At 57.6% G+C, this 20,984-nt stretch carries 22 protein-coding genes; 19 read left to right on the top strand and 3 right to left on the bottom strand.

Annotated features, from left to right (window positions below):
• Nucleotides 1–16 precede the first annotated feature (16 nt).
• The 3 genes from Q0K17_RS03805 to Q0K17_RS03795 all read right to left on the bottom strand — a co-directional run bounded on the left by Q0K17_RS03805 (nucleotide 17) and on the right by Q0K17_RS03795 (nucleotide 1,974).
• On the bottom strand, nucleotides 17–496 hold the full coding sequence (locus tag Q0K17_RS03805; protein WP_294540120.1) for a dCMP deaminase family protein: 480 nt from the start codon (nucleotides 494–496) through the stop codon (nucleotides 17–19).
• A gap of 108 nt (nucleotides 497–604) precedes the next feature.
• Entirely contained in the window at nucleotides 605–886 is a 282-nt protein-coding gene (locus Q0K17_RS03800) for a sporulation transcriptional regulator SpoIIID (RefSeq protein WP_294540118.1), read from the bottom strand.
• A 194-nt stretch (nucleotides 887–1,080) separates the two neighbouring features.
• On the bottom strand, nucleotides 1,081–1,974 hold the full coding sequence (locus Q0K17_RS03795; protein ID WP_294540116.1) for a cysteine synthase family protein: 894 nt from the start codon (nucleotides 1,972–1,974) through the stop codon (nucleotides 1,081–1,083).
• 249 nt (nucleotides 1,975–2,223) lie between these two features.
• On the opposite strand from Q0K17_RS03795, the gene Q0K17_RS03790 reads away from it, so the two are divergent.
• The 19 genes from Q0K17_RS03790 to Q0K17_RS03700 all read left to right on the top strand — a co-directional run.
• Nucleotides 2,224–2,601, top strand: coding sequence for a sigma factor-like helix-turn-helix DNA-binding protein (locus Q0K17_RS03790; protein WP_294540114.1), 378 nt, complete (start codon nucleotides 2,224–2,226; stop codon nucleotides 2,599–2,601).
• Nucleotides 2,602–2,621: 20 nt separating this feature from the next.
• Complete coding sequence (gene ffh / locus Q0K17_RS03785; RefSeq protein ID WP_294540112.1) at nucleotides 2,622–3,965, top strand: signal recognition particle protein; 1,344 nt, start codon at nucleotides 2,622–2,624, stop codon at nucleotides 3,963–3,965.
• A 93-nt stretch (nucleotides 3,966–4,058) separates the two neighbouring features.
• The gene (gene rpsP, locus Q0K17_RS03780; protein WP_204645819.1) at nucleotides 4,059–4,301 is read left to right on the top strand and encodes a 30S ribosomal protein S16; all 243 of its coding nucleotides are present in this window, start codon (nucleotides 4,059–4,061) and stop codon (nucleotides 4,299–4,301) included.
• Nucleotides 4,302–4,330: 29 nt separating this feature from the next.
• On the top strand, nucleotides 4,331–4,564 hold the full coding sequence (locus Q0K17_RS03775; RefSeq protein ID WP_204645596.1) for a KH domain-containing protein: 234 nt from the start codon (nucleotides 4,331–4,333) through the stop codon (nucleotides 4,562–4,564).
• Between the two features lie 77 nt (nucleotides 4,565–4,641).
• Nucleotides 4,642–5,172, top strand: a complete 531-nt coding sequence (gene rimM / locus Q0K17_RS03770; protein WP_294540108.1) for a ribosome maturation factor RimM — start codon at nucleotides 4,642–4,644, stop codon at nucleotides 5,170–5,172.
• Nucleotides 5,173–5,175: 3 nt separating this feature from the next.
• Complete coding sequence (gene trmD / locus Q0K17_RS03765; RefSeq protein WP_294540106.1) at nucleotides 5,176–6,429, top strand: tRNA (guanosine(37)-N1)-methyltransferase TrmD; 1,254 nt, start codon at nucleotides 5,176–5,178, stop codon at nucleotides 6,427–6,429.
• 243 nt (nucleotides 6,430–6,672) lie between these two features.
• Nucleotides 6,673–6,936 carry an HPr family phosphocarrier protein gene (locus tag Q0K17_RS03760; RefSeq protein ID WP_113999630.1) on the top strand — a complete coding sequence of 88 codons (264 nt, stop codon included), beginning with the start codon at nucleotides 6,673–6,675 and terminating at the stop codon, nucleotides 6,934–6,936.
• Between the two features lie 66 nt (nucleotides 6,937–7,002).
• A complete protein-coding gene (gene uvrC / locus Q0K17_RS03755; protein ID WP_294540103.1) occupies nucleotides 7,003–8,847 on the top strand; it encodes an excinuclease ABC subunit UvrC in 1,845 nt (614 codons plus the stop codon).
• Nucleotides 8,848–8,962: 115 nt separating this feature from the next.
• Complete coding sequence (rsmD, locus tag Q0K17_RS03750; RefSeq protein WP_294540101.1) at nucleotides 8,963–9,511, top strand: 16S rRNA (guanine(966)-N(2))-methyltransferase RsmD; 549 nt, start codon at nucleotides 8,963–8,965, stop codon at nucleotides 9,509–9,511.
• Nucleotides 9,508–9,984: an HrpE/YscL family type III secretion apparatus protein gene (locus Q0K17_RS03745; RefSeq protein WP_294540099.1), complete on the top strand. Its 477-nt coding sequence runs from the start codon at nucleotides 9,508–9,510 to the stop codon at nucleotides 9,982–9,984. The genes rsmD and Q0K17_RS03745 overlap by 4 nt, the downstream gene beginning before the upstream one ends.
• A gap of 390 nt (nucleotides 9,985–10,374) precedes the next feature.
• On the top strand, nucleotides 10,375–10,791 hold the full coding sequence (gene mraZ / locus Q0K17_RS03740) for a division/cell wall cluster transcriptional repressor MraZ (protein ID WP_294540097.1): 417 nt from the start codon (nucleotides 10,375–10,377) through the stop codon (nucleotides 10,789–10,791).
• Between the two features lie 33 nt (nucleotides 10,792–10,824).
• The gene (rsmH, locus tag Q0K17_RS03735; RefSeq protein WP_294540095.1) at nucleotides 10,825–11,748 is read left to right on the top strand and encodes a 16S rRNA (cytosine(1402)-N(4))-methyltransferase RsmH; all 924 of its coding nucleotides are present in this window, start codon (nucleotides 10,825–10,827) and stop codon (nucleotides 11,746–11,748) included.
• 46 nt (nucleotides 11,749–11,794) lie between these two features.
• On the top strand, nucleotides 11,795–12,265 hold the full coding sequence (locus Q0K17_RS03730) for a hypothetical protein (RefSeq protein ID WP_294540093.1): 471 nt from the start codon (nucleotides 11,795–11,797) through the stop codon (nucleotides 12,263–12,265).
• Nucleotides 12,266–12,347: 82 nt separating this feature from the next.
• Complete coding sequence (locus tag Q0K17_RS03725) at nucleotides 12,348–14,807, top strand: penicillin-binding transpeptidase domain-containing protein (RefSeq protein WP_294540091.1); 2,460 nt, start codon at nucleotides 12,348–12,350, stop codon at nucleotides 14,805–14,807.
• Complete coding sequence (gene murF, locus Q0K17_RS03720; RefSeq protein ID WP_294540090.1) at nucleotides 14,804–16,174, top strand: UDP-N-acetylmuramoyl-tripeptide--D-alanyl-D-alanine ligase; 1,371 nt, start codon at nucleotides 14,804–14,806, stop codon at nucleotides 16,172–16,174. Before Q0K17_RS03725 ends, murF begins: the two co-directional genes overlap by 4 nt.
• 32 nt (nucleotides 16,175–16,206) lie before the next feature.
• Nucleotides 16,207–17,220, top strand: coding sequence for a phospho-N-acetylmuramoyl-pentapeptide-transferase (gene mraY / locus Q0K17_RS03715; RefSeq protein WP_294540088.1), 1,014 nt, complete (start codon nucleotides 16,207–16,209; stop codon nucleotides 17,218–17,220).
• 42 nt (nucleotides 17,221–17,262) lie between these two features.
• Nucleotides 17,263–18,534 carry a putative peptidoglycan glycosyltransferase FtsW gene (locus Q0K17_RS03710; RefSeq protein WP_294540086.1) on the top strand — a complete coding sequence of 424 codons (1,272 nt, stop codon included), beginning with the start codon at nucleotides 17,263–17,265 and terminating at the stop codon, nucleotides 18,532–18,534.
• A 42-nt stretch (nucleotides 18,535–18,576) separates the two neighbouring features.
• Nucleotides 18,577–19,701, top strand: coding sequence for an undecaprenyldiphospho-muramoylpentapeptide beta-N-acetylglucosaminyltransferase (gene murG, locus Q0K17_RS03705; protein WP_294540084.1), 1,125 nt, complete (start codon nucleotides 18,577–18,579; stop codon nucleotides 19,699–19,701).
• Nucleotides 19,702–19,782: 81 nt separating this feature from the next.
• Nucleotides 19,783–20,984 (top strand): FtsQ-type POTRA domain-containing protein (locus tag Q0K17_RS03700; RefSeq protein ID WP_294540082.1); only part of this gene is annotated, 1,202 nt, incomplete at its 3' end.

Here is a 20,984-nt window from a genome sequence, read left to right as displayed (position 1 = left end):
CTGAACGTCCCCTTTGTCAGACTGTAAAGGTGATCTGGCGTCCTGTGGGCTGGTAGGCCCGGAAGCTGACCCCCGCCATGCGCAGAAGGCGGCGGCTGGCGATGCTCATATCGGCATCATGGTATTTGTCCGAAAGATATACAATCTCCTTGATTCCGCTCTGAATGATGCTCTTGGCGCATTCGTTGCAGGGGAACAAGGTCACATATACCCGGGCTCCCCGCAGATCGCTGTGGGCGGAGTTCAGAATGGCATTGAGTTCGGCATGACAGACATACATGTATTTGGTCTCCAATGCCGGACCTTCCCGTTCCCAGGGCATGTCGTCATCGTTGCACCCAGTGGGCATGCCGTTGTACCCCAGAGACAAAATCTTGTTTTCGGGACTGACGATGCACGCCCCCACCTGACTGTTACTGTCCTTGCTTCGCATGGCGGACAGCAGGGCAATGCCCATGAAATATTCGTCCCAGCTGATATAATCGGTGCGTTTCATCGTTCCACACAACCTTTCTTGTACCGGCAAACAGTCCGGCACGGATGCACATCTTGCTTTTATTATACTGTCCAGGGTACAGCCGCGCAACCCCCTGTAAAGCGACTGTCAAACTTTTGTGAAGTCGGGCGGATGGCGGCATCGCGCATCCTGCAGATACTTGCAGCGGGTGGCTTCACCGCCGCGCAGATGGCGCTCGGCTTTGTTTTTTTGCAGTACCTTTCGCACCTCTGCCCACAGACCGGGATTCAGGCGCCGCAGCCGTGTCTGATCTTTCCAGACGGTGCTTTTGCTTACGCCAAATACCCGTGCTGCCGCCCGCACTGTTGCACCGCTGCGCACCAGATACCGCCCCACCTCCACCGCACGCTCTTCGGGGTCGCCTTTCATACACAAACCTCCCTTGCATAGGATCGTTTTGCCAAACCCTATGCCGGAAAAAGAGGCTGTATGCTATTCCGGACGTGAAAAGCAGACAGCCCCCGGGCCAAAAGACCCGAGGGCTGCTGAAAGATATCGAGGAGAGGGGAAGAGCGGGGGCTGCCAGATGGCCCTGTAAAGCAAAAGTGCCTTACAGCTTTTGGTCATCCATATGTATGACGTCCCGCAAAAACACAAAGCGGCCGGGTGGACTTCCCGGTGCCGATGAGCTGTACGGCAGCTGCCAGAGTGGCCCCGGCGCTGGTGCAGGCCGGCACGCCATCAAAGAACAAAACCTCCCGGGCGGCGCGTTCTGCATCAGCGGTGCTCACGGTCAGTACCGTATCAACCACATAGGGGTTGTAGTTTTCCGGTATAAATCCGGGCCCGATGCCGGAAATACCGTGATGCCCGATGTACCCGCCTGAAATGGCGGCACATTCGCTGGGTTCCACCGCCACAATGCGGATCATGCTGTTCCAGGCTTTCAGGTATTCGGCCACACCGGTGATGGTGCCGCCGCTGCCCACACCAATCACCACGGCATCGATGGAGTCGTTGCAGGCCTTCAGGATCTGGGGGCCTGTCACACGGCGGTGGTATTCCGGGTTGTCATCGTTGGCAAAATAGTTGGTGTAGTATCCGTTGTATCGCTTGGCGGTGTCGGCCGCTACCCGTTCCAGGGCTTTGCGCCCGCCGCCGCTGCACACCACAATTCGCGCCCCCAGATTTTGCAGATGCTGGCGGCGGGAGAGCGGCAGGCTGCTGGGCACTACCAGGATGCAGGGATGTCCTGTGGTGGCGCAGGACACGGCCAGCGCAGCCCCAAAACTGCCGGAACTGGCTTCCACCACCGGCATACCGGGCTTCAGTGTACCGCGTTCAGTGGCAAAGGCTAGCATCGTTTCTGCAACGCCGTCCTTGCAGGTCCCGGTCGCTCCGCCGAAATCCAGGTATGCCAGAATGGCGCTGGGCAGACCGTGGCGCCCCGAATATCTGGACAGGCGAACCACCGGACATTTATATACATCCTGATAATAGCTTTGCAGGATGGCCATGGCCTTCCACCGTCCTTTCGGGAAAATTGGATGCTTTTTGTCAGATACTTCATTATTATATCATAAAACGGCAGGCTTTGCACCTTTTTCGGGATAGAAAATCCCGGAATGGAGGATCTTTAGGTTTGGTGCCGGGGAAAAAATTACGTCAGACACAGAATTTTGCTTGACAGGAATGACCCGGAGTGTTATAATTCATCTGCTGTAAAGAAAAATACTTTACATTGTCGAAGGGAAGGAGGCGCCGCCGTGGCCCCCAAAAGCCAGAAAAACCTGACGTTTTCGGTGCTGCTGGATTATTACGGCCCTGTCCTGACCGAAAAACAGCGCGCCATCCTGACCGAATATTATGATCAGGACCTGTCCCTGGCAGAGATTGCCGAAAATTACGGCATCACCCGTCAGGGCGTGCGGGATGCCATCAAACATGGCGAAGCGACGCTGACCGAGATGGAGCAGAACCTGGGCTATGCTGAAAAGGACGCGGCCCAGCGTGCCGATCTCGCCCGCCTGGAACAGCTTGTCATGGAAATCCGCTGCTGCAACACCGGCCTGTTTACGCCGGTGCCGCAGATCACCCGGGATACGGACGAGATCCTGGCTATTCTCAAACGTCTGAATACCTGACCACAGGGAGGGAACACACCGTGGCATTTGAATCATTGAGCGAACGCCTTTCGGGCGTGTTCAAAAAACTGCGCGGCAAGGGCAAACTGAATGAAGCAGACATCAAGGCGGCCATGCGGGAAGTACGCATGGCGCTGCTGGAAGCTGACGTCAACTACAAGGTTGCCAAAGATTTCTGTGCGCAGGTTTCCGAACGTGCCATGGGGCAGGAGGTCATGGAAAGCCTGACCCCCGCCCAGCAGGTGGTCAAGATCGTCAACGAGGAACTGACCCGGCTGATGGGCGGTGACGAACCCCAGACCCTGCACATCAAAAACAAGGGACAGACCGTCATCATGATGTGCGGCCTGCAAGGCAACGGTAAAACCACCCATGCTGCCAAGCTGGGCAAGTATTACCGCGGCCAGGGCCGTCGGCCGCTGCTGGTGGCCTGCGATATTTATCGTCCCGCCGCCATTGATCAGCTGCGTATCGTCGGCCAGCAGGCCGGGGTGCCGGTGTTTGAGATGGGCACTGAAAAGCCCGAGATCATCGCCGCCAAGGCCATGGCGTATGCCCGCGACCACGGAAATGACATCGTGATTCTGGATACCGCCGGCCGCCTGCAGATCGACGATGCGCTCATGGGCGAGCTGGTGCGCATCAAAGAAGCGGTGGAAGTGGACGAGACCCTGCTGGTCGTGGATGCCATGGCCGGTCAGGAAGCCGTCAATGTGGCCAAGACCTTCAATGAAAAGGTGGGCATCAGCGGTGTTATCCTGACCAAGACCGACGGTGACACCCGCGGCGGTGCAGCCTTGTCGGTTCTGGCTGTTACCGGTAAACCTATCTACTTCCAGGGCACCGGCGAAAAGCTGGACGCTCTTGAACCCTTCTATCCCGCCCGTATGTCCAGCCGCATCCTGGGCATGGGCGATGTCCTTTCGCTTATCGAGCGTGCGCAGTCCGTACAGGACGATAAGGCTGCCGAACAGGCAGCCCGGCGCATGATGGAAAATAAATTCGATCTGAACGATATGCTGGCCCAGTTCTCCCAGATCAAAAAGATGGGCGGTGCGGCCGCACTGCTGGGAATGTTGCCCGGCGGCAACCAGATCGATCTCGATCAGATTGATGATAAGGCCATGGCCCATATCGAAGCCATCATCTATTCCATGACGCCGGCAGAGCGGGAGCATCCTTCCATCATCAACCCCAAGCGCAAACGCCGCATTGCGGCGGGCAGCGGCCGTACGGTGGAAGAGGTCAACAAGCTGCTTCGTCAGTTTGAGATGATGCAAAAGCTGATGAAAAAGGCCAAGCGGAATCCCAAGGGCTTTATGCGCAGCCTGGGTGGGCTGGGCGGTCTTAAAGGCCTGCGGTAAACACAAGGTTATCTCTCCCGGATACGGGGTGGATATATAAAACAGGCCCCGTCCGGGCCGTCAAATCAATAATGACTTTTTTGGAGGAAACACATCATGGTCAAGATTCGTCTGCGCCGCCTGGGCGCCAAGAAGAACCCCTTCTATCGCGTTGTTGTCGCTGACAGCCGTTTCGCTCGTGACGGCCGCTTCATTGAGGAGATCGGCTACTATGATCCCACCACCGAGCCCTCTGTGGTCAAGATCGACGCCGAGAAGGCCAAGCAGTGGCTGGCCAACGGCGCTCAGCCGACCGACACCGTTCGCGTTCTGCTGAAGAAGGCCGAGATCCTGTAACCTGTCTAAGCGTAAGGGAGGGACCCCAGATGCAGGAACTGCTGATTGCCGTTGCCCGCGGTCTTGTGGAAGACAAGGACGCGGTGCGGGTCACGGTTGACCCTGCGCGTGAGGACGGCACCGTCGTCTACCACCTGAGCGTGGCCGAAAACGATATGGGCCGTGTGATCGGCAAACAGGGCCGCATCGCCAAGGCGATTCGCGTGGTCATGCGTGCCGCTGCCGTCCGCCAGGGCGAAAAAGTTGTGGTGGAGATCGACTGACACTCCATTGCTTTCCGCAAGCACTTTGCCCCCGGGCAAAGTGCTTTTTTACTGATTGTCTTTTTGGAGGTTTACTCATGTCTGATTTTCTCCCGGCTTTCAAGGTTGTCACCACCCATGGTGTGCGTGGTGAAATGAAAGCCCAGCCCTTGTGTGACGGTGCTGCCTTCCTGGCCCGCATCAAGCGGGTGTACACTTCAGCCCAGGGCGCGGGCGAAACCCCGCTGCTGGGGGTGCGTGCCCAGGGCAACATGCTGCTGGTGCGTCTGGGCGGTGTGGATACCATGGATGCGGCCCGTGCACGGGTGGGGCATACCTACTACTTTGCCAAACAGGATGCCAGACTGCCAAAAGGCCGCTATTTCATTGATGACTTGTTGGGGTGTGCGGTCGTGGATGCGGATACCGACATCGTGTACGGGACTGTCACCGAAATTGACCACCCGGCTGCTCATGACATCTATACCGTCCGTCGGGAGGACGGCAGCACGGCGCTGTTTCCTGCTGTACCGGAATTCCTGGACCGGGTGGATCTGGAGGCGCGGAAGGTGTATGTGCGTCCCATTCCCGGCATGTTCGATCAGCCAGTCAACGGGGATGAGGAGTGAGCCATGCGCATTGATATCGTAACGCTCTTTCCGGAGCTTTGCCAGAGTTTTCTTGGGGCCAGCATTCTGGGGCGTGCGGCGGATAAAGGCTTGTTTGAGGCCCACTGCCATCAGATTCGGGATTACACCACCAACAAGCAGAAACAGACCGATGACTACCCCTACGGCGGCGGCTGTGGCATGGTGCTGTATGCCCAGCCCATTGCCGATTGCCTGCGGGACGTAATCCGCCAATGTGAGGCACAGGGCCGCCCTCGCCCGCATATTGTTTTTATGACGGCGGGTGGCCAGCCATATAACCAGCAGATAGCCAAGCGTCTGGCTCAATGTGATTCCCTGACCCTGGTCTGCGGCCACTACGAGGGCATCGACGAACGGGTCATTGAGGCCTTTGCTGACGAGGAAATTTCCATCGGTGACTATGTCCTCACCGGTGGGGAACTGGCCAGCCTGGTGGTGGCGGATAGTGTGCTGCGCCTGCAGCCCGGTGTACTGGCCGAAGAACAGGGCTACCAGGAAGAAAGCCACTGGGATGGCCTGCTGGAATATCCCCAGTATACCCGTCCGGAAGTATGGGAAGGCCGACCTGTTCCGCCGGTGCTGCTCACCGGGGATCACGGGAAAATCACCACATGGCGTTCCCGTCAGGCCCATGCCCGCACGGCGGCCCGCCGTCCGGACCTGTATAAAGACTGGTGCCTGCGCCATCCCTTGCATCCTCGCCGCTGGAAGCGCAATGAGCGCGCTGAACTGATCCGCACAGACGCAGCCCTGGATGCAGCAGCGCAGGTGTATGCTGCGTCCTGGCAGGCCATGTGCGCGCCTGTGTGTACCGCAGAGTATGTGGCCCAGCATACGCCCCAGGCTATGCGTGCCGAGCTGCAGGCTGATCGTGCCGCCGGGTGGGCCTTCTACCTGCACAGCACTGCCGGCGTGCCGGACGCCCTGATAGGGGTCTGCCACAAGACGGGGGAGATCGGCCGGCTGTATGTCCGCCCCGAATCCCAGGGGCAGGGCATCGGTGCACTTTTGCTGGAATTTGCCAGAAAAAAACTGTCGGAGCATGCGGCGCCCCATCTGTTTGTGCTGGATGTCAACCTTCCGGCCCTGGCACTGTATCTGCGTATGGGATATCGGTTTGACAGTGTGGAAAAGGTGTATGATCCGGCCGAAAATCCGGCCGCTGTGCAGTTTTGTCGGGAACTGAAATTCATCTATGCACCGAGAAAAACTGAAGAGGAAAAATCAGAAAACTGACTTTTTTGTGCTGATTCACAACAGTGTTGAAAATAAACTGGTTAAAATGTACAAAGAACGGGCGCGAGGTTTGTCGGAAATGCGGAATCCTGACAAATTTGCTGTTTTCCACTGTACAAAGTCGAACAAATGGGATAAAATAAAATCATCCGGGCGGCTACCTTTAGTGCAAACACCGCCTGACACTTGCCCGCGGTAGAAAAGCTTGGGCGTATTATTTTCACAAAGTAGGAGAGAATAGCTATGTACGTTAAAGAAGTTACCGTTGAGAATCAGGTTGGTCTGCACGCTCGTCCGGCTACGTTCTTCATCCAGAAGGCCAACGAGTACAAATCCTCTATCTGGGTCGAGAAAGAGGAGCGCCGCGTCAACGCCAAGTCCCTGTTGGGCGTTCTGAGCCTGGGCATCGTTGGCGGCACCACCATCCGCATCATTGCGGACGGCACCGACGAGCAGGCCGCTGTCGACGGTCTGGTCAAGCTGGTCAACTCCGGCTTCTCTGAATAATCCCATGATTCTCTTCGGCCGGGTGGGGTAACCACCCGGCCTTATTCTATTTTCCAAGGTGTTTTCATGACCAAGCAAGAACTGTACAAAAAAGCCTGTATGCTGCCGCTTCTGCCGGGGGTCTATATCATCCGTGACAAATCGGATGAGATCATCTATATCGGCAAGGCCAAGCGCCTGCGGACCCGTGTTTCCCAGTATTTCCGGGAAGGCGTGCCCCACGATGCCAAGGTCACCCAGATGATTAACCACGCCTTCACGTTTGATGTGATCGTCTGCCAGAGCGAGTTTGAAGCCCTGGTGCTGGAAGCCAGCCAGATCAAGGCGCATACCCCCAAATACAACATCCTGCTCAAGGATGACAAAGGGTACAGCTATGTCAAGATCACGAAAGGGGACTGGCCCCGCATCTCGGCCGCTTTGCAGAAAGATGATGAAAACGCGGATTACATCGGCCCATTCACATCCTCTTTCGCGGTGCGGGAGATGGTGGAAACGGCCCAGAACTGCTTTCTGCTGCCCCGCTGCAACAAGGAATTTCCCCGGGATATCGGCAAGGGCCGCCCCTGCCTGAACGCCCACATTGGCAAGTGCATGGCGGTGTGCAGCGGCAAGGTCAGCTGTCAGGCCTACAATGAGGCCGTGCAGGGGGCTTTGCAGATGATCCGCTATGGCAAGAAGGATATCCTGCGTCAGCTTCGGGAAAAGATGGAAGCCGCCTCCGAGCGTCTGGACTTTGAATCCGCCGCCATTCTCCGGGACCAGATCGCCGCCATTGAGCGGGTGGCAGCCGGACAGAAGGTTGTTATGGAGAGCGGCACCGAGATGGATGTGGTGGCCTTTGCCGGCACCAGTCGGGCGGTCTGTGCCGCCGTGCTGCGGTACCGGGAAGGCCGCCTGACCGATAAGCGGGAGTTTGTCTTTCATGATACCACCGACATTGCCGACGTGCGGGAAGAATTCCTGCCCCAGTACTATCTGGACGGCGAGTATGTCCCCAAGACGGTGGCGGTGGATGCCTTGCCAGAGGCTCACGAAGCCCTCAGCGAGGCGCTGGCCCAGGCCCGGGGCAGCAAGGTGGAACTGTATGTGCCCCAGCGCGGGGACGTGGCCAAGCTGGTCACCATGGCCTACACCAACGCGGTGGAGCGCCTGGGACGGGAAAGCGGCCGTTATACCAGAGAGGAAAAACTGCTGGAGGAAGCGGCCCAGGTGCTGGGTCTGAAAGCGCCGCCCCGCCTGATCGAAAGCTATGATATCTCCAACTGGGGCGATGGCTCCAGCGTTTGCGGCATGGTGGTGTTCAAGGATGGCAAACCTTACCGCAGCGGCTATCGCCGGTTCAAGATGCGGGAAGTCATCGGCACCGACGACTATGCCTCTCTGGCCGAGACCCTCAGCCGCCGTGCTGCTGAGTATGAGGCCGCACGGCGCGGGGATAAGCCGGACGGCCCCGGCAATCAGTTTGCCGCCCTGCCAGACCTGCTGCTCATTGATGGCGGCAGGGGACAGGTATCTGCGGTACGGCAGGCCCTGCGGGGCACAGCGCTGGAAAATGTTCCCACCTTCGGTATGGTCAAGGATGACCACCACCGCACCCGGGCTATTGTAGATGATGCGGGGGGCGAAATCGCCATCAACCGGCATCGGAATATCTTTACCTTTGTAACGGCCATTCAGGATGAAACCCACCGTTACGCCAACGATTACCGCAAGCGTCTGATGAAGAAAAAATCTTACGCAGCCACCCTGACGGCCTTGCCCGGGGTGGGGGAGAAGACATCGGCCGCCTTGCTGGCCCATTTCAAGACGGTGGCGGCGGTCAAGGCGGCGTCCATTTCCGATCTCGAGGAAGTCAAGGGCATCAGCCACGCCAAGGCCGAAAAAATTTACAACGCCCTGCGGGCCTGAGCGGGTATTTCGTACTCGTTTCGACTTGACAAGATAGGGCAAAGACTCCATAATAGATGAGATTAGGGAAGAATCCTTCGTTTCAACACTGAAAAGAAAGGCAGGTGCCGCTGCTATGCGAGTGATCGCCGGATCCGCCCGCGGCAAAAATCTGGCCGCCCTTCCGGGCGAAGACGTGACCCGCCCCACCATCAACCGCGTGAAGGAGGCCATGTTCTCCAGCGTACAGTTCCTCCTGCCGGGGGCACAGGTGCTGGATTTGTTTGCGGGAAGCGGTCAGCTGGGGATAGAAGCCCTTTCCCGCGGTGCCGCACAGTGCACATTTCTGGATGCCAGCCCCGACGCAGTGAAAATTGTCACTGCCAACTGCCGTACTGCTGGCGTACAGGATCGGGCCCGCATTTCCTGCGGGGATTCCTTCAACTACCTGCACACCGCCCGCGGCCCGTTTGATCTGGTCCTGCTGGACCCGCCCTTTGCCCACGGTACACTGGCAAAGGTGCTGCCGCTTCTGGAGCGCAGTGTGGCACCCGGAGGCGTTGTTCTGTGCGAAAGCGAACTGGAAGCTGAGCTGCCGCCGCAGGCGGGAAGCCTGCAGCTGGTAAAACAATACAAGTACGGCAAAATTCTTGTCAGCCGTTATGAGAGAGAGGGACAGCCATGAGTGTGGAAGAATTGCTTGAGTTGATGGAAGAAACGCTGGAAGAAGGCGGAGGCGTTCCTTTCAGCCCTTCCAAGCGCTTTGTGGATGTGGACCGCATGCGGGACATCATTGATGAGGTGCGCAACAATCTGCCGGATGAGATTCGCGACAGCAAAAAGATCGTGGCTGACCGGGAACAGATCCTGAAAGGTGCCCGTGCCGAAGCCGACGGGATCATTCAGCAGGCGGAAGAACGGGCACGGGGTCTTGTTTCGGACCAGGAGATCGTCCGGCGTGCGCAGCAGCGCGCGGCGGAGATTCTTTCTACGGCCCAGGAGCAGGCCAAGGAGATCAACCGCAGTGCCACCACTTACTGCGAGGCCATCCTGAAAAATTCTGAGGAAGTCCTGGCCCGCAGTGTGGCGGATATCAAGAAAACCAGGATGAATCTGCGCAGTGCTGCGGCCCGTGGCCTGCGCGGCCCCAAAAAGTAAGTACATAGTTACTCCCTGTTTGTGAAAGCAGAACCGCCGACCGGGTATTCCCGGCCGGCGGTTCTGCTTTTTCCGGCTTCTGTCGAAGAAAAGGACTGAAAACAAATACCGACGGTTTGCCTGCTTTTTGGCGCCGGAACCGATTTTTTCCCCACCGTTCACCCCGGCGTTTTCAGATGTGAAAAATCCTTGCCCACTGTGTTTTTTTGCCCCGCGGACTTGCTTTTTGCCCTGTAATTTGGTACTATGATGGTACAGCTGTGGGTAAAAAGACCTTAAAAAGGGTTAAAGTGGGTAGTTTTCAACGTTTTCAACTGCGTTTTCAACTGCTCTCCAACGGCTGGACGTCGAAAAACAGAGAAAATCGGCAGGGAGGAGGGAGTTTTCAACATGTTCGTGGGCCGCTTCGATTATGCCATCGACGGCAAAGGACGGTTGAACTTCCCCGCCAAGTTTCGTGACGGCATGGGTGAGACGTTTATTGTGACCCGCTGGCTGGATCATTGCCTTGCTGCGTTTCCCACCGCGGAATTTGAAAAGGTGGCGGAACGCATTGCGGAAAAGGGGCTCGTCAAAGGCCGTCAGGTAAGCCGGATGCTGTATTCTTCCGCCACCGAGGTCACCCCGGACAAGCAGGGGCGCATCCAGCTGCCGGCAGAATTGCGGCAGTACGCAAACCTGTCCCATGATGTGACCATCATCGGGAACCGGACCTTTGCCGAAATCTGGAATACAGACACCTGGAACCAGAATCAGGCTGCTTCGGATGAAGATTTCACCGCAGCCATGGAAGCTCTGGATTTCTGAACAACAAGGCGCACGGCGCAAAAGGACATCGAAATGGAATTTTCCCACATACCCGTATTGCTGCAGCCCTGCCTGGATGGATTGGCGATTGATCCCACCGGTATCTATCTGGATGGTACCGCCGGCGGCGCAGGGCACTCCCGTGAAATTGCCAAACGCCTGACCACAGGGCGGCTGATCGCTCTCGATCAGGACCCGGATGCGGTGGCAACAGCCACCGAAAGGCTTAAGGGTCTTCCCGCCCTTGTGGTCAGGGCCAATTTCCGGCAGGCAGCGGCTGTGCTGGATGACCTGGGAATTGAAAAGATCAACGGTGCTTTGCTGGACCTGGGGGTCTCGAGCCATCAGCTGGATGAAGCCTCCCGGGGCTTCTCCTACCACGCGGATGCACCGCTGGACATGCGTATGAGTCAGCAGGGCCCCACCGCGGCGGATCTGCTCAATTCGCTGCCCCGGGAAGAAATCGCCCGTATCCTGCGCGAATACGGGGAAGAGCCCTATGCCTGGCAGATTGCCGGCAAGATCGTGCAGCAGCGGGAACAGACGCCGATCACCACCACCCTGCAGCTGGCAGAACTGGTGGCGGCCGCCGTGCCGCCCAAAGAGCGCCGTAAGAGCAAGAATCCGGCGCGCCGCACGTTTCAGGCCGTTCGCATCGCGGTGAACGGGGAACTGGATGCCCTGAATGAAGGCCTGGAAGCTTTGTTTGACAGACTGGCGCCGGGTGGGCGCCTGTGCGTGATCACCTTCCACAGCCTGGAAGACCGGCTGGTGAAGAACAAGTTCCGCCGTTGGGCGCAGAAATGTACCTGCCCGCCGGAACAGCCCATCTGCACCTGCGGCGGCGTGGCCAAAGCCACTCTGATTACCCGGCATCCCATTGAGGCAGATGCCGAGGAACTGGAAGAGAACCGCCGCAGTCGCTCGGCAAAATTGCGGGTACTGGAAAAGAACTGAGCACAACAACTTTGCTTTTGGAACACAGATAGAGGGGGTGCTGACCATGACTTCGGCAGCATATCAAGTCAACAATGCGCAATCGGTCCGCCGTGCACCGCGGGTGCGTGTGGTGCGCGGCGGACACTTCCACTTCGGCCGCGCCAAAGAATTCATGCGTCAGATTGCATCGGTGCTGGTGATCGTGGTTTTTCTGGCCTTGATCACGGCCATTGTGGCAGGTCAGGCAAAACTGACCGAGATCTCCGGCGATATTGATGCCAAGCGTACGGAACTGGCCGACGCACAGACCACCTATGAGTATTTGTCCGGCAAGATGGACGAGATTTCCAACAGCGCCAATATCGATGAGGTGGCACAGAGCCGCCTGGGTCTGGTCAAGACCGATCCCAGCCAGGTGACCTATCTCCGCCTGGACGACGAAAGCATCATCGAAAAGAGCAACTCCAAAACCGATGAAATCCTGGATGGGCTGTATACCGCAGCCCTCAGCCTGATCGGCAGTTTTGAACCGTAAGCAAAGCCCAAAAGCGTGCATCCCGCGTCGGGGCACGCTTTTTGCCTTTTTATGACCTGTACCTAACGGAAGGAAAACAACCATGCAGAACAATCGTGACAGGCAAAATGAACGGCACTCCATCAACAATGCCCTGCGCGTGCGCACATTGATGCTGGTGGCGCTGTTCATCATTTTTGGTATGGGCCTTTTGATCTACCAGCTGTACGCACTGCAGCTGCGTGACCCTGAAAAGTATCGTGTCGGAGCGGCGGAACAGCAGCTTTCGGATGAGACCATCCCGGCCTCCCGTGGGACCATCTACACGTCCACCGGCAAGGTCCTGGCCAAGAGTACCACTGTCTGGAACATCATCGCGGATCCTTCCCGGTGCAATGCAAAGTACATTGCGCAGGCAGCCCAGGATATCTCCAACCTGCTGGGAGGGAGCGCATCAGCGGAAAGCATCCTGGAAAAACTCAGCGATACGAAAAGCCAGTATAAAGTCCTGGCCCGTGGGGTGGACTTGCCCACCAAGGATGCCATCATTGAATATGCCAATACCAAGCGGCCCCTCAATGACGGAGACGAGGAAAAAGACTGGGAAACCGTTCTGAACATCTATACCGAACAGGCATCGACCCGCAGCTATCCTTATGGCTCTTTCCTGTCTTCGGTACTGGGCTTCACCAATTCGGACGGCGAAGGCATCTATGGTCTGGAAAAGTCCTATCAGGAGGAGCTGGCCGGTACGCCTGGACGTCGGATCACCAGCCAGAATGCCTGGGGTTATACGTCCGATGATGAAGGGGAAGTGTATGAGCCCGTCAACGGCTATGACCTGCACCTGACCATTGATGACCAGGTACAGACGGTGGTGGAGAAGTATCTGGGACAGGCACTGAAAGAATACAGTGTAAAGAACCGTGGTACAGTCATTGTCATGGATGTGAACACGGGCGCCATTCTTTCCATGGCCACCATGAGTCAGTTTGACCCCAATGATCCTTATACCATTGCGGATCCGGAAATGGCCGCTGTTCTGGAGGATGGAACCCTGACTGCCGAGGAGATCGACCTGCTGCAGTCCCGCCTGGGAGAAAGCAATGTGGCCTCCATTGTGGAGGACGGCGTGCTCAGTTCCGAGGAGTATTCCACCCTGCAGGGTTATATCCGGGAAGCCCAGTGGAAGAATAAGAGCGTGACCGAACTGTATTTCCCGGGTTCCGTCTTCAAGCTGGTCACCGCGGCTTCCGCGCTGGATTCCGGTTTGATGGATGCCAGCCAGGTGTTTTACTGCAACGGCAAACTGACCGTCAATGAAGGGACGCAGTGGGAGACCACCTATGGATGCGCCAATGATGCGATTCACGGGCCGCTGGATATGGCGGGCGCTCTGGAAAAGAGCTGCAACCTTTATTTCATCCAGGTGGCAGAGCTGATGACCCCGGAGTTTTTCTATAACTATTACCAGGCATTCGGTCTGGATGAGACCACCGGCATTGACCTGCCTTATGAGTCCAAGGGCATTTCCAAGACGCAGGCAGATATGGAGCAGGTCAAGACTGACCTGTACTCTACGGCTTTTGGACAGACCCAGAAACTCACCGCCATCCAGATGGCCACCGCCGTTTCTGCGGTGGTCAACGGTGGGTATCTGGTTACCCCCTACGTGGTGGGCAGCATGACCGATGACGCGGGCAATGTGGTCAGCGAGACTCAGCCCAACATCCGCCGTCAGGTCATCTCCGAGGACGTGAGTCAGCAGCTGTGCGCCATGATGGAAAACAACGTGGGCGGCGGTAAAGAGGGATATTCCTGCCGCAACGTTTACGTGGCCGGCTACTCCATCGGCGGCAAATCCGGTACTGCTGAACAGCTGGACCGCAGCGAGCGTTCGGATGGCGACTACCACAAGCAGATCAGCTTTGCGGCTGTCCTGCCCGCCGATGACCCGGAAATTCTGGTTTTTGCGGTACTGGACGACCCCCGCTGGGTGGAAGATTTTGCCTCCCAGATCGTGGCTCCCATGGTGGGCAACATTATCAGCGAAATTGCACCTTACCTGGGCATTCCCCGGGACCCTGACTATGTGGAACCGGAAAGTATCACGGTGCCCAATGCCGTCGGTTCCCGCTGGTCTCTGGCGCAGGCCAATCTGAATAAGCTGGGCCTGGGCCATCAGCTCATCGGTTCCGGCAGCGAGATCGTCTACCAGTACCCCTATTCGGGTACTTCGGTCCCGGCGGGATCCACCATCTACTTCTACACCGATTCCACCACCGGCAGCCTGACCACCGTGCCGGACGTGACCGGCAAGACCGGTACCTTCGCCAGCCAGATGCTCAAGTCCGCCAACCTGAATGTCAAGCTGGTGGGGGATGCCAACGGTAAGGTGGTCTCTCAGGATGTGGCGGCTTCTTCCAGTGCGGAATTCGGCACCATTGTGACCATCCAGACAGAGACTGACACAACCAGTACAGATACAACACAAACCGATGAATCGGATACCAGCGAAACGGATACCACGAACCAGACGGATACTGAGGAGGGAACTGAATGAAACCGATCCATGCCAATGAACTGCTGGCCGGCCTGACTCTGGCGCGGCCGGTGGACATCACCGCCGTTGTCACTGACAGCCGCAAAGTGCAGCCGGGGTGCGTCTTTGTATGCTTTCCCGGTGCTCGGGTAGATGGCCATGATTTTGCCGAAACGGCCTATAAGGCCGGGGCGGAGTACGTGATTGCCAATCACCCGGTAGAAGGCGTGCCGGAAGATCACCTGGTGGTGACCCCGTCCAGTCACATGGCCATGCTGCGGATGGCATCCAACTATCGCACTCTGTTCAGTCCGCTCATGATCGGCGTCACCGGTTCGGTGGGAAAGACCACCACCAAGGAATTCTGTTATGCGGTACTGTCAGCTTTCGGCAATACCCTGAAGACGGAGGGAAACCAGAACAACGAGATCGGTCTGCCCAACACCCTGTTCCGTCTGGAAGACGCCACCGAGTATGCGGTGGTGGAAATGGGCATGAGTGCTCTGGGGGAAATTGCCCGCTTGACCCGCACGGCTCGTCCTTCCGCCGGGATCATCACCATGATCGGGGTCTCCCACCTGGAAAATCTCGGCAGCCGTGAGAATATACTGAAGGCGAAGCTGGAAATCTGCCAGGGACTTCCGGATGGTGCTCCGCTTGTGCTCAACGGAGACGACGAACTGCTGCGCAGTGCAGCGCTGCCTGCCCGACTCAAGCCTGTCTGGTTCAGCCTGAAAGCGACGGGCGCAGATGTCTGTGCCGCCGATATCCGGGATGAAAAAGACGGCACCGCTTTCACTCTGCGGGATGCGGAACATGGCGATTTCGCGGTTCATATTCCCACCCAGGGCCTGCACACGGTCAGCGATGCTCTGGCAGCTTATGCGGCTGCCACCCGGCTGGGGCTGGACCCTGCCCGCGCCGCTGCCGCGCTCTCGGATTACAAGACCACCGGTATGCGGCAGAATATCGTGCAGCATGGCGGCATCACCTTCATTGAAGACTGCTACAACGCCAGTCCGGACAGCATGCGTGCGGCGCTGGATATCCTGCAGCGCCAGATTCCCGGCCCCGGCGGCCGCCGGATTGCCGTGCTGGGGGATATGCTGGAACTGGGGACGGCTTCCGAACAGGCACACCGGCAAACCGGAGAATGGGCCGCCGATGTGGTGGATTTGTTGCTGGCTGTCGGCCCCAACAGCACCGCCATGGCGGAAGCGGCCGGCGAAAAAGTAACAACATTGCATTGCCAAAATACACAGGAAGTAGTAGAATATCTAAGGTCGTATCTGCGCCCCGGTGATGTGGTTCTGGCCAAGGCCAGCCATGCCATGCAGTTTGAAGAAATGCTGCACAGCCTGTACGCGGAACTTCCCGACCACGCATAAGACTACAACCTGAACTTTGGGGGAATTACCATATGGGGATGATCGTGTCCTGGATGCTGATCGCGGCGGCAATTGTCGCGTTCTGCGTTACTGTTGTTTCAGGCTTTTTCCTGATCCCGGCGCTGCACCGCCTGCATTTTGGCCAGACTATCCGGGAGGACGGACCCACCTGGCACAACAAAAAGCAGGGCACTCCCACCATGGGCGGCCTGTGCTTTATTCTGGGAATTCTGTTGGCCTGCGGTGTGGTGTATGCCGGACTTTCGGCCAAGGCGCCGGAACTGGTGGCACCGCAGCAGGTCCAGGGAGGCCTGCTGGTGCTGTTCCTGGCCTTCGGCTCCGGCGTCATCGGATTTCTGGATGACTTTATCAAGGTGGTGCGCCACCGCAATCTGGGCCTTCTGGCGTGGCAGAAACTTGTCATGCAGTTTGTTGTCACCGGTGCCTTCATGGCCGGACTTCACAGCCTGGGCCTCATGACCACCATCATCATGGTACCGGCTGTGGGTGCGGTGAATCTGGGCTTGCTTTACTATCCCATCGCTTTCTTCGGCATCATTTTCCTTGTGAATGCCGTGAATCTTACCGATGGCCTGGACGGCCTGTGCTCCTGTGTGACCTTTGTGTCCATGCTGGGATACCTGCTGGCAGCCAGCATGCTGGGATTTTACCATGTGGCAGTTCTTTCTACTGCCACCGCGGCCGCCTGTGCCGGTTTCCTTGTCTGGAATTTTTATCCTGCCAAGGTGTTCATGGGAGACACCGGCAGCATGTTCCTGGGGGGAATGGTCACGGCACTGGCCTTTGTGATGGGCCGTCCAGAACTGGTCCTGTTCTTCGGCATCGTCTTTATCTGGGATGCCATGACCGTTGTGATCCAGCGCGTGTACTACAAAGCCACCCATGGCAAGCGCATCTTCCGCATGACGCCGATCCATCATGCCTTTGAGATGCGCGGCTGGAAAGAGGCCCGCATTGACGCCTTCTTCAGCCTGATTGCCGTTATGGGTGTGGCGCTGGGGCTTCTGTACATCTATCTTGCGTAACATCCTGCACCGCTCCCTTTGCAGGAAAGGAGGGACCTGCCCGTGACCGCTGCACGCATTTTTGACATTACATTCGGCAATCTGGTACGTTTTGCACAGAATGCAGCCTTTCGCAAAGAGGAGCACGGGCCTGTCTCTTGGGGCTTTGTGGGCACCCTGCTGCTGGTTTTGTGCTATGGGCTGATTATGCTGTTTTCAGCCAGCTATGTCACCGCCTATTATCGGTTTGGGGATATCTACCATTACATAAAACCACAGGTGATTCTGGCGTTGGGTGGCCTGTTCCTCATGGTAGTGATTTCCAACATAGACTACCATGCGTTGCGCTATCTGTATGCACATCTGTATGTGGGACTGATGTTCCTGCTGGTGCTGGCTCTGTTCAGTGAGGAGATCAACAACGTTCATCGCTGGGTGTATATTCTGGGCATTAACGTCCAGCCTTCGGAAATCGCCAAGTTTGCGGTTATTCTGGGAGTGGCCCTGTATACCGATGAACACTATGAACAACGGCGGACCCTGGTGCATGGCATGATCATGCCGATCCTGCCGGTACTTCCCATTGTGGTTCTGCTGCGCATGGAACCCCATAACTCTGCCATTCTGCTGATCTGTATGATCCTGGGCACCATGCTTCTGTGCGGCGGCTGCGCGCTGCGCTGGATGCCTGTGATGGCCGGTGTGGCCATGGGCGGTCTGTATCTGATGCTGACCGCTGAAGGGAATGATGTCGCCAACGAGCGCCTGGGTGCCTGGGGCCTGTTTGCTGAAAGTGATGTGGATCTTGGCTATCAGACAACCCAGAGCCTGTATTCCATTGCTTCGGGCGGCCTGACCGGTCTTGGCATCGGCAACAGCCGTCAGAAACAGCTGTGGCTGCCGGAAGCAACCAATGACTTCATCTTTTCTGTTCTGTGTGAAGAGTTGGGCTTTATCGGTGCGGTGCTTTGCATCGGACTGTTTGCGGCCCTGCTCATTCAGGGGATTCTGATTGCCCTGCGCTCGCCGGACTATTTCGGCAGTATGCTGACCATCGGTGTGATGGCACAGATCGCATGGCAGGTATTCTGTCATATTGGCGTGGTTACGGCCACCTTGCCCAACACCGGTATCAGCCTGCCCTTCTTCTCATCGGGCGGAAGCAGCTTGTTGCTGCTGCTATGTGAAATGGGGGTCGTACTCAGCGTATCACGGGCGGGAAATGCCAAAATCATGGCGCAGCGGAAACGCAGCCAGGATGAGCTGATGCGTCGCCTGCATGGCAACAGCCCCACACGCAAAGTCTATCGCCGGCGGGAAAATGTCAGCGGCTGACACCCGCCGCTTTTGGGTATCGAGGGAAAGAGAGGGAACCATATGCGTGTTCTGATCGCCGCCGGCGGTACTGCCGGACACATCAATCCTGCGCTGGCCATTGCCGGTGCGCTGAAAAAGGCAGATCCGTCTGCGGAAATTCACTTTGCGGGGCGCCGGGAAGGAATGGAGTACGGCCTTGTGACGGCGGCCGGATATCCCTTTCATCATATTGAAATCAATGGTTTTCAGCGCCGCCTGACGCCCAAAAATATTGCCCGCAATTTCCAGGCGCTTTATCATCTGGCCCTGTCCGGTCCGCGCACGGCGGCAATCCTTCGGGAGGTCCAGCCGGATCTGGTCATCGGCTGCGGCGGTTATGTCAGCGGTCCGGTGGTGCGGGCTGCGGCCAAAAAGGGAATCAAGACGGCAATTCATGAGCAGAATGCCTTCCCCGGAGTCACCAATAAGCTGTTGGCCAAAGATGTGGATGTGGTCTTTGCGGCCAGTGCCGCCGCGGTGGAAAAACTGGGCGCTCCGGATAAGACGCAGGTGGTAGGCAACCCTGTCCGTCCGGAAATCCTGACCCAGGACCGGGCGGCCGCCCGCGCTGCCATCGGAGCAGGGGACCGTACGGTGATTCTGAGCTTTGGCGGCAGCCTGGGCGCCCGACGCATCAACGAGGTGGTGGGTGCCCTGTGCGGCTGGGAACAGAAGACCCATCAGAATGTGCTGCATCTGCATGCCACAGGCAGCCGTGGGGTACAGCTGTTTCAGGACCTGGCCAAACAGGAAGGTTTTGCGCCCGGTCCCAATCTGGTGGTAAAGGAATATATCAAGAATATGCCGGAACTGCTGGCCGCAGCCGATCTGGTCATTTCCCGTTCGGGCGCTCTGACGCTGGCGGAACTGGAAGCCATGGGCCGTGCCGCCATCCTGATTCCCAGCCCCAATGTGGCCGAAAACCACCAGTATTATAATGCCCTGGAATTGCAGAAGGCCGGCGCAGCGGTGGTCATTGAAGAGAAGGACCTGACCGCCGAAAAACTGATTGAGACTGTGCAGCAGTTGCTGGCTGCCCCGGGACGTCTGGCCGAGATGGGCCGTCAGGCACGCACCTTGGCCCAGCCTCGCAGTCTGGACATGATTACAGAACGTCTGCTTGCCCTGGTCAAAACGGGCAGGTAAGAAGTGCAACGCCCCACCCTGTGCGGGGCGTTTTGTGCGTATTGTCCTTTTTCTATTTTCACGACAGAAAGGAGGCCGCGGATGGATCGTAACCAGCGAAGCCGCCGGCAGAAAGCAGCCGCGACCCCGTCCGCAAACCAACGTCCGGCACCACGCAGCATGAAAAGCCGCCTGGGACTGACCAAGAAAGCCCAACCCGTCGGACAGCCCCGACGCGCCCGTCCGGTGCAGCAGCCCACAGGACAGCGCACAGGCCCGCAGCAGGGGGTGGACAGCAGGGGAAACACCAAGGCTCGCCGTCCGCAGCAAAATCCGCAGAAAGCCTCTTACCGTCAGAATCCGAACCGTCGTCCGCCGCGCCGCGTGACACATGCCGAACAGCTGCGCCGCCGTCGCCAGCGCGCTGTGCTGGGAGCACTGCTGGTGTTTGCAGTCCTTGTTGGCGGGATCATTCTTTCGGTCAATCTGCTGTTCAAGGTCACGGACTTCCGCATTGAAAACACCGATGGTTCCACACCAGCGAACACCGGTGTTTATACCGAAGACCAGATCATCGAATTGCTGGGAATTTCGGAAGGCGACAGCCTGTTTGGCTTTTCCGCCCGGGAAAAGTCCCAGTTCCTGCTCAGTAATCTTCCCTATCTGGACGTGGCGGATGTGGGCACCCAGATGCCAGGTACGGTGGTTGTCAAAGTACAGCCGGCTACCGAGCGCTTTATGATGGATTACGCAGGCCAATGGCTGGTACTCAGCGATCATCTCAAGGTACTTCGCACCAGTGACAGTCAACCCGATGGGCTGATCTGGCTGGAAGCCGATATACCGCAGGGACAGGCAACCACGCCGGGAAGCTTCCTGTCACTGCAGGCACAGACAGAGGAGCAGGCGACGGCAGAGACCAGCCATATTTCTGCCCAGGACACGCTGGAGCAGATGATGACAGCGTTGGAAGAAAATGGGCTCAAGGATGGAATTTCCGTCATTGATATGACCGACTTGAGCGAACTGAACTTCCTGTATCAGGGCCGTGTTTCCGTCACACTGGGTACTGCCAACAATCTGGATTACAAGATTCGCTTTGCAGCGACCCTGATTCTGGATGTGAACGGTACCGGCCTGACCTCTTCGGACCGCGGCACGCTGGATGTGAGCCGTCAGCTGGAGGATGGCAATATTGAGGCCACCTTCAACAGTGATACCAGCACGCCCACACCCGCGCCCACTCCTACCCCGGAAGGGGACGGAGATGAAACCGGCGAAGGGGCCGATGCAACCGGCAGCGG

The sequence above is a fragment of the uncultured Gemmiger sp. genome (genome assembly GCA_944388105.1).
Taxonomy (GTDB): domain Bacteria; phylum Bacillota; class Clostridia; order Oscillospirales; family Ruminococcaceae; genus Gemmiger.
The sequence above is the reverse complement of the archived record's forward strand: the minus strand, read 5'-3'. Positions and strand labels throughout refer to the sequence as shown.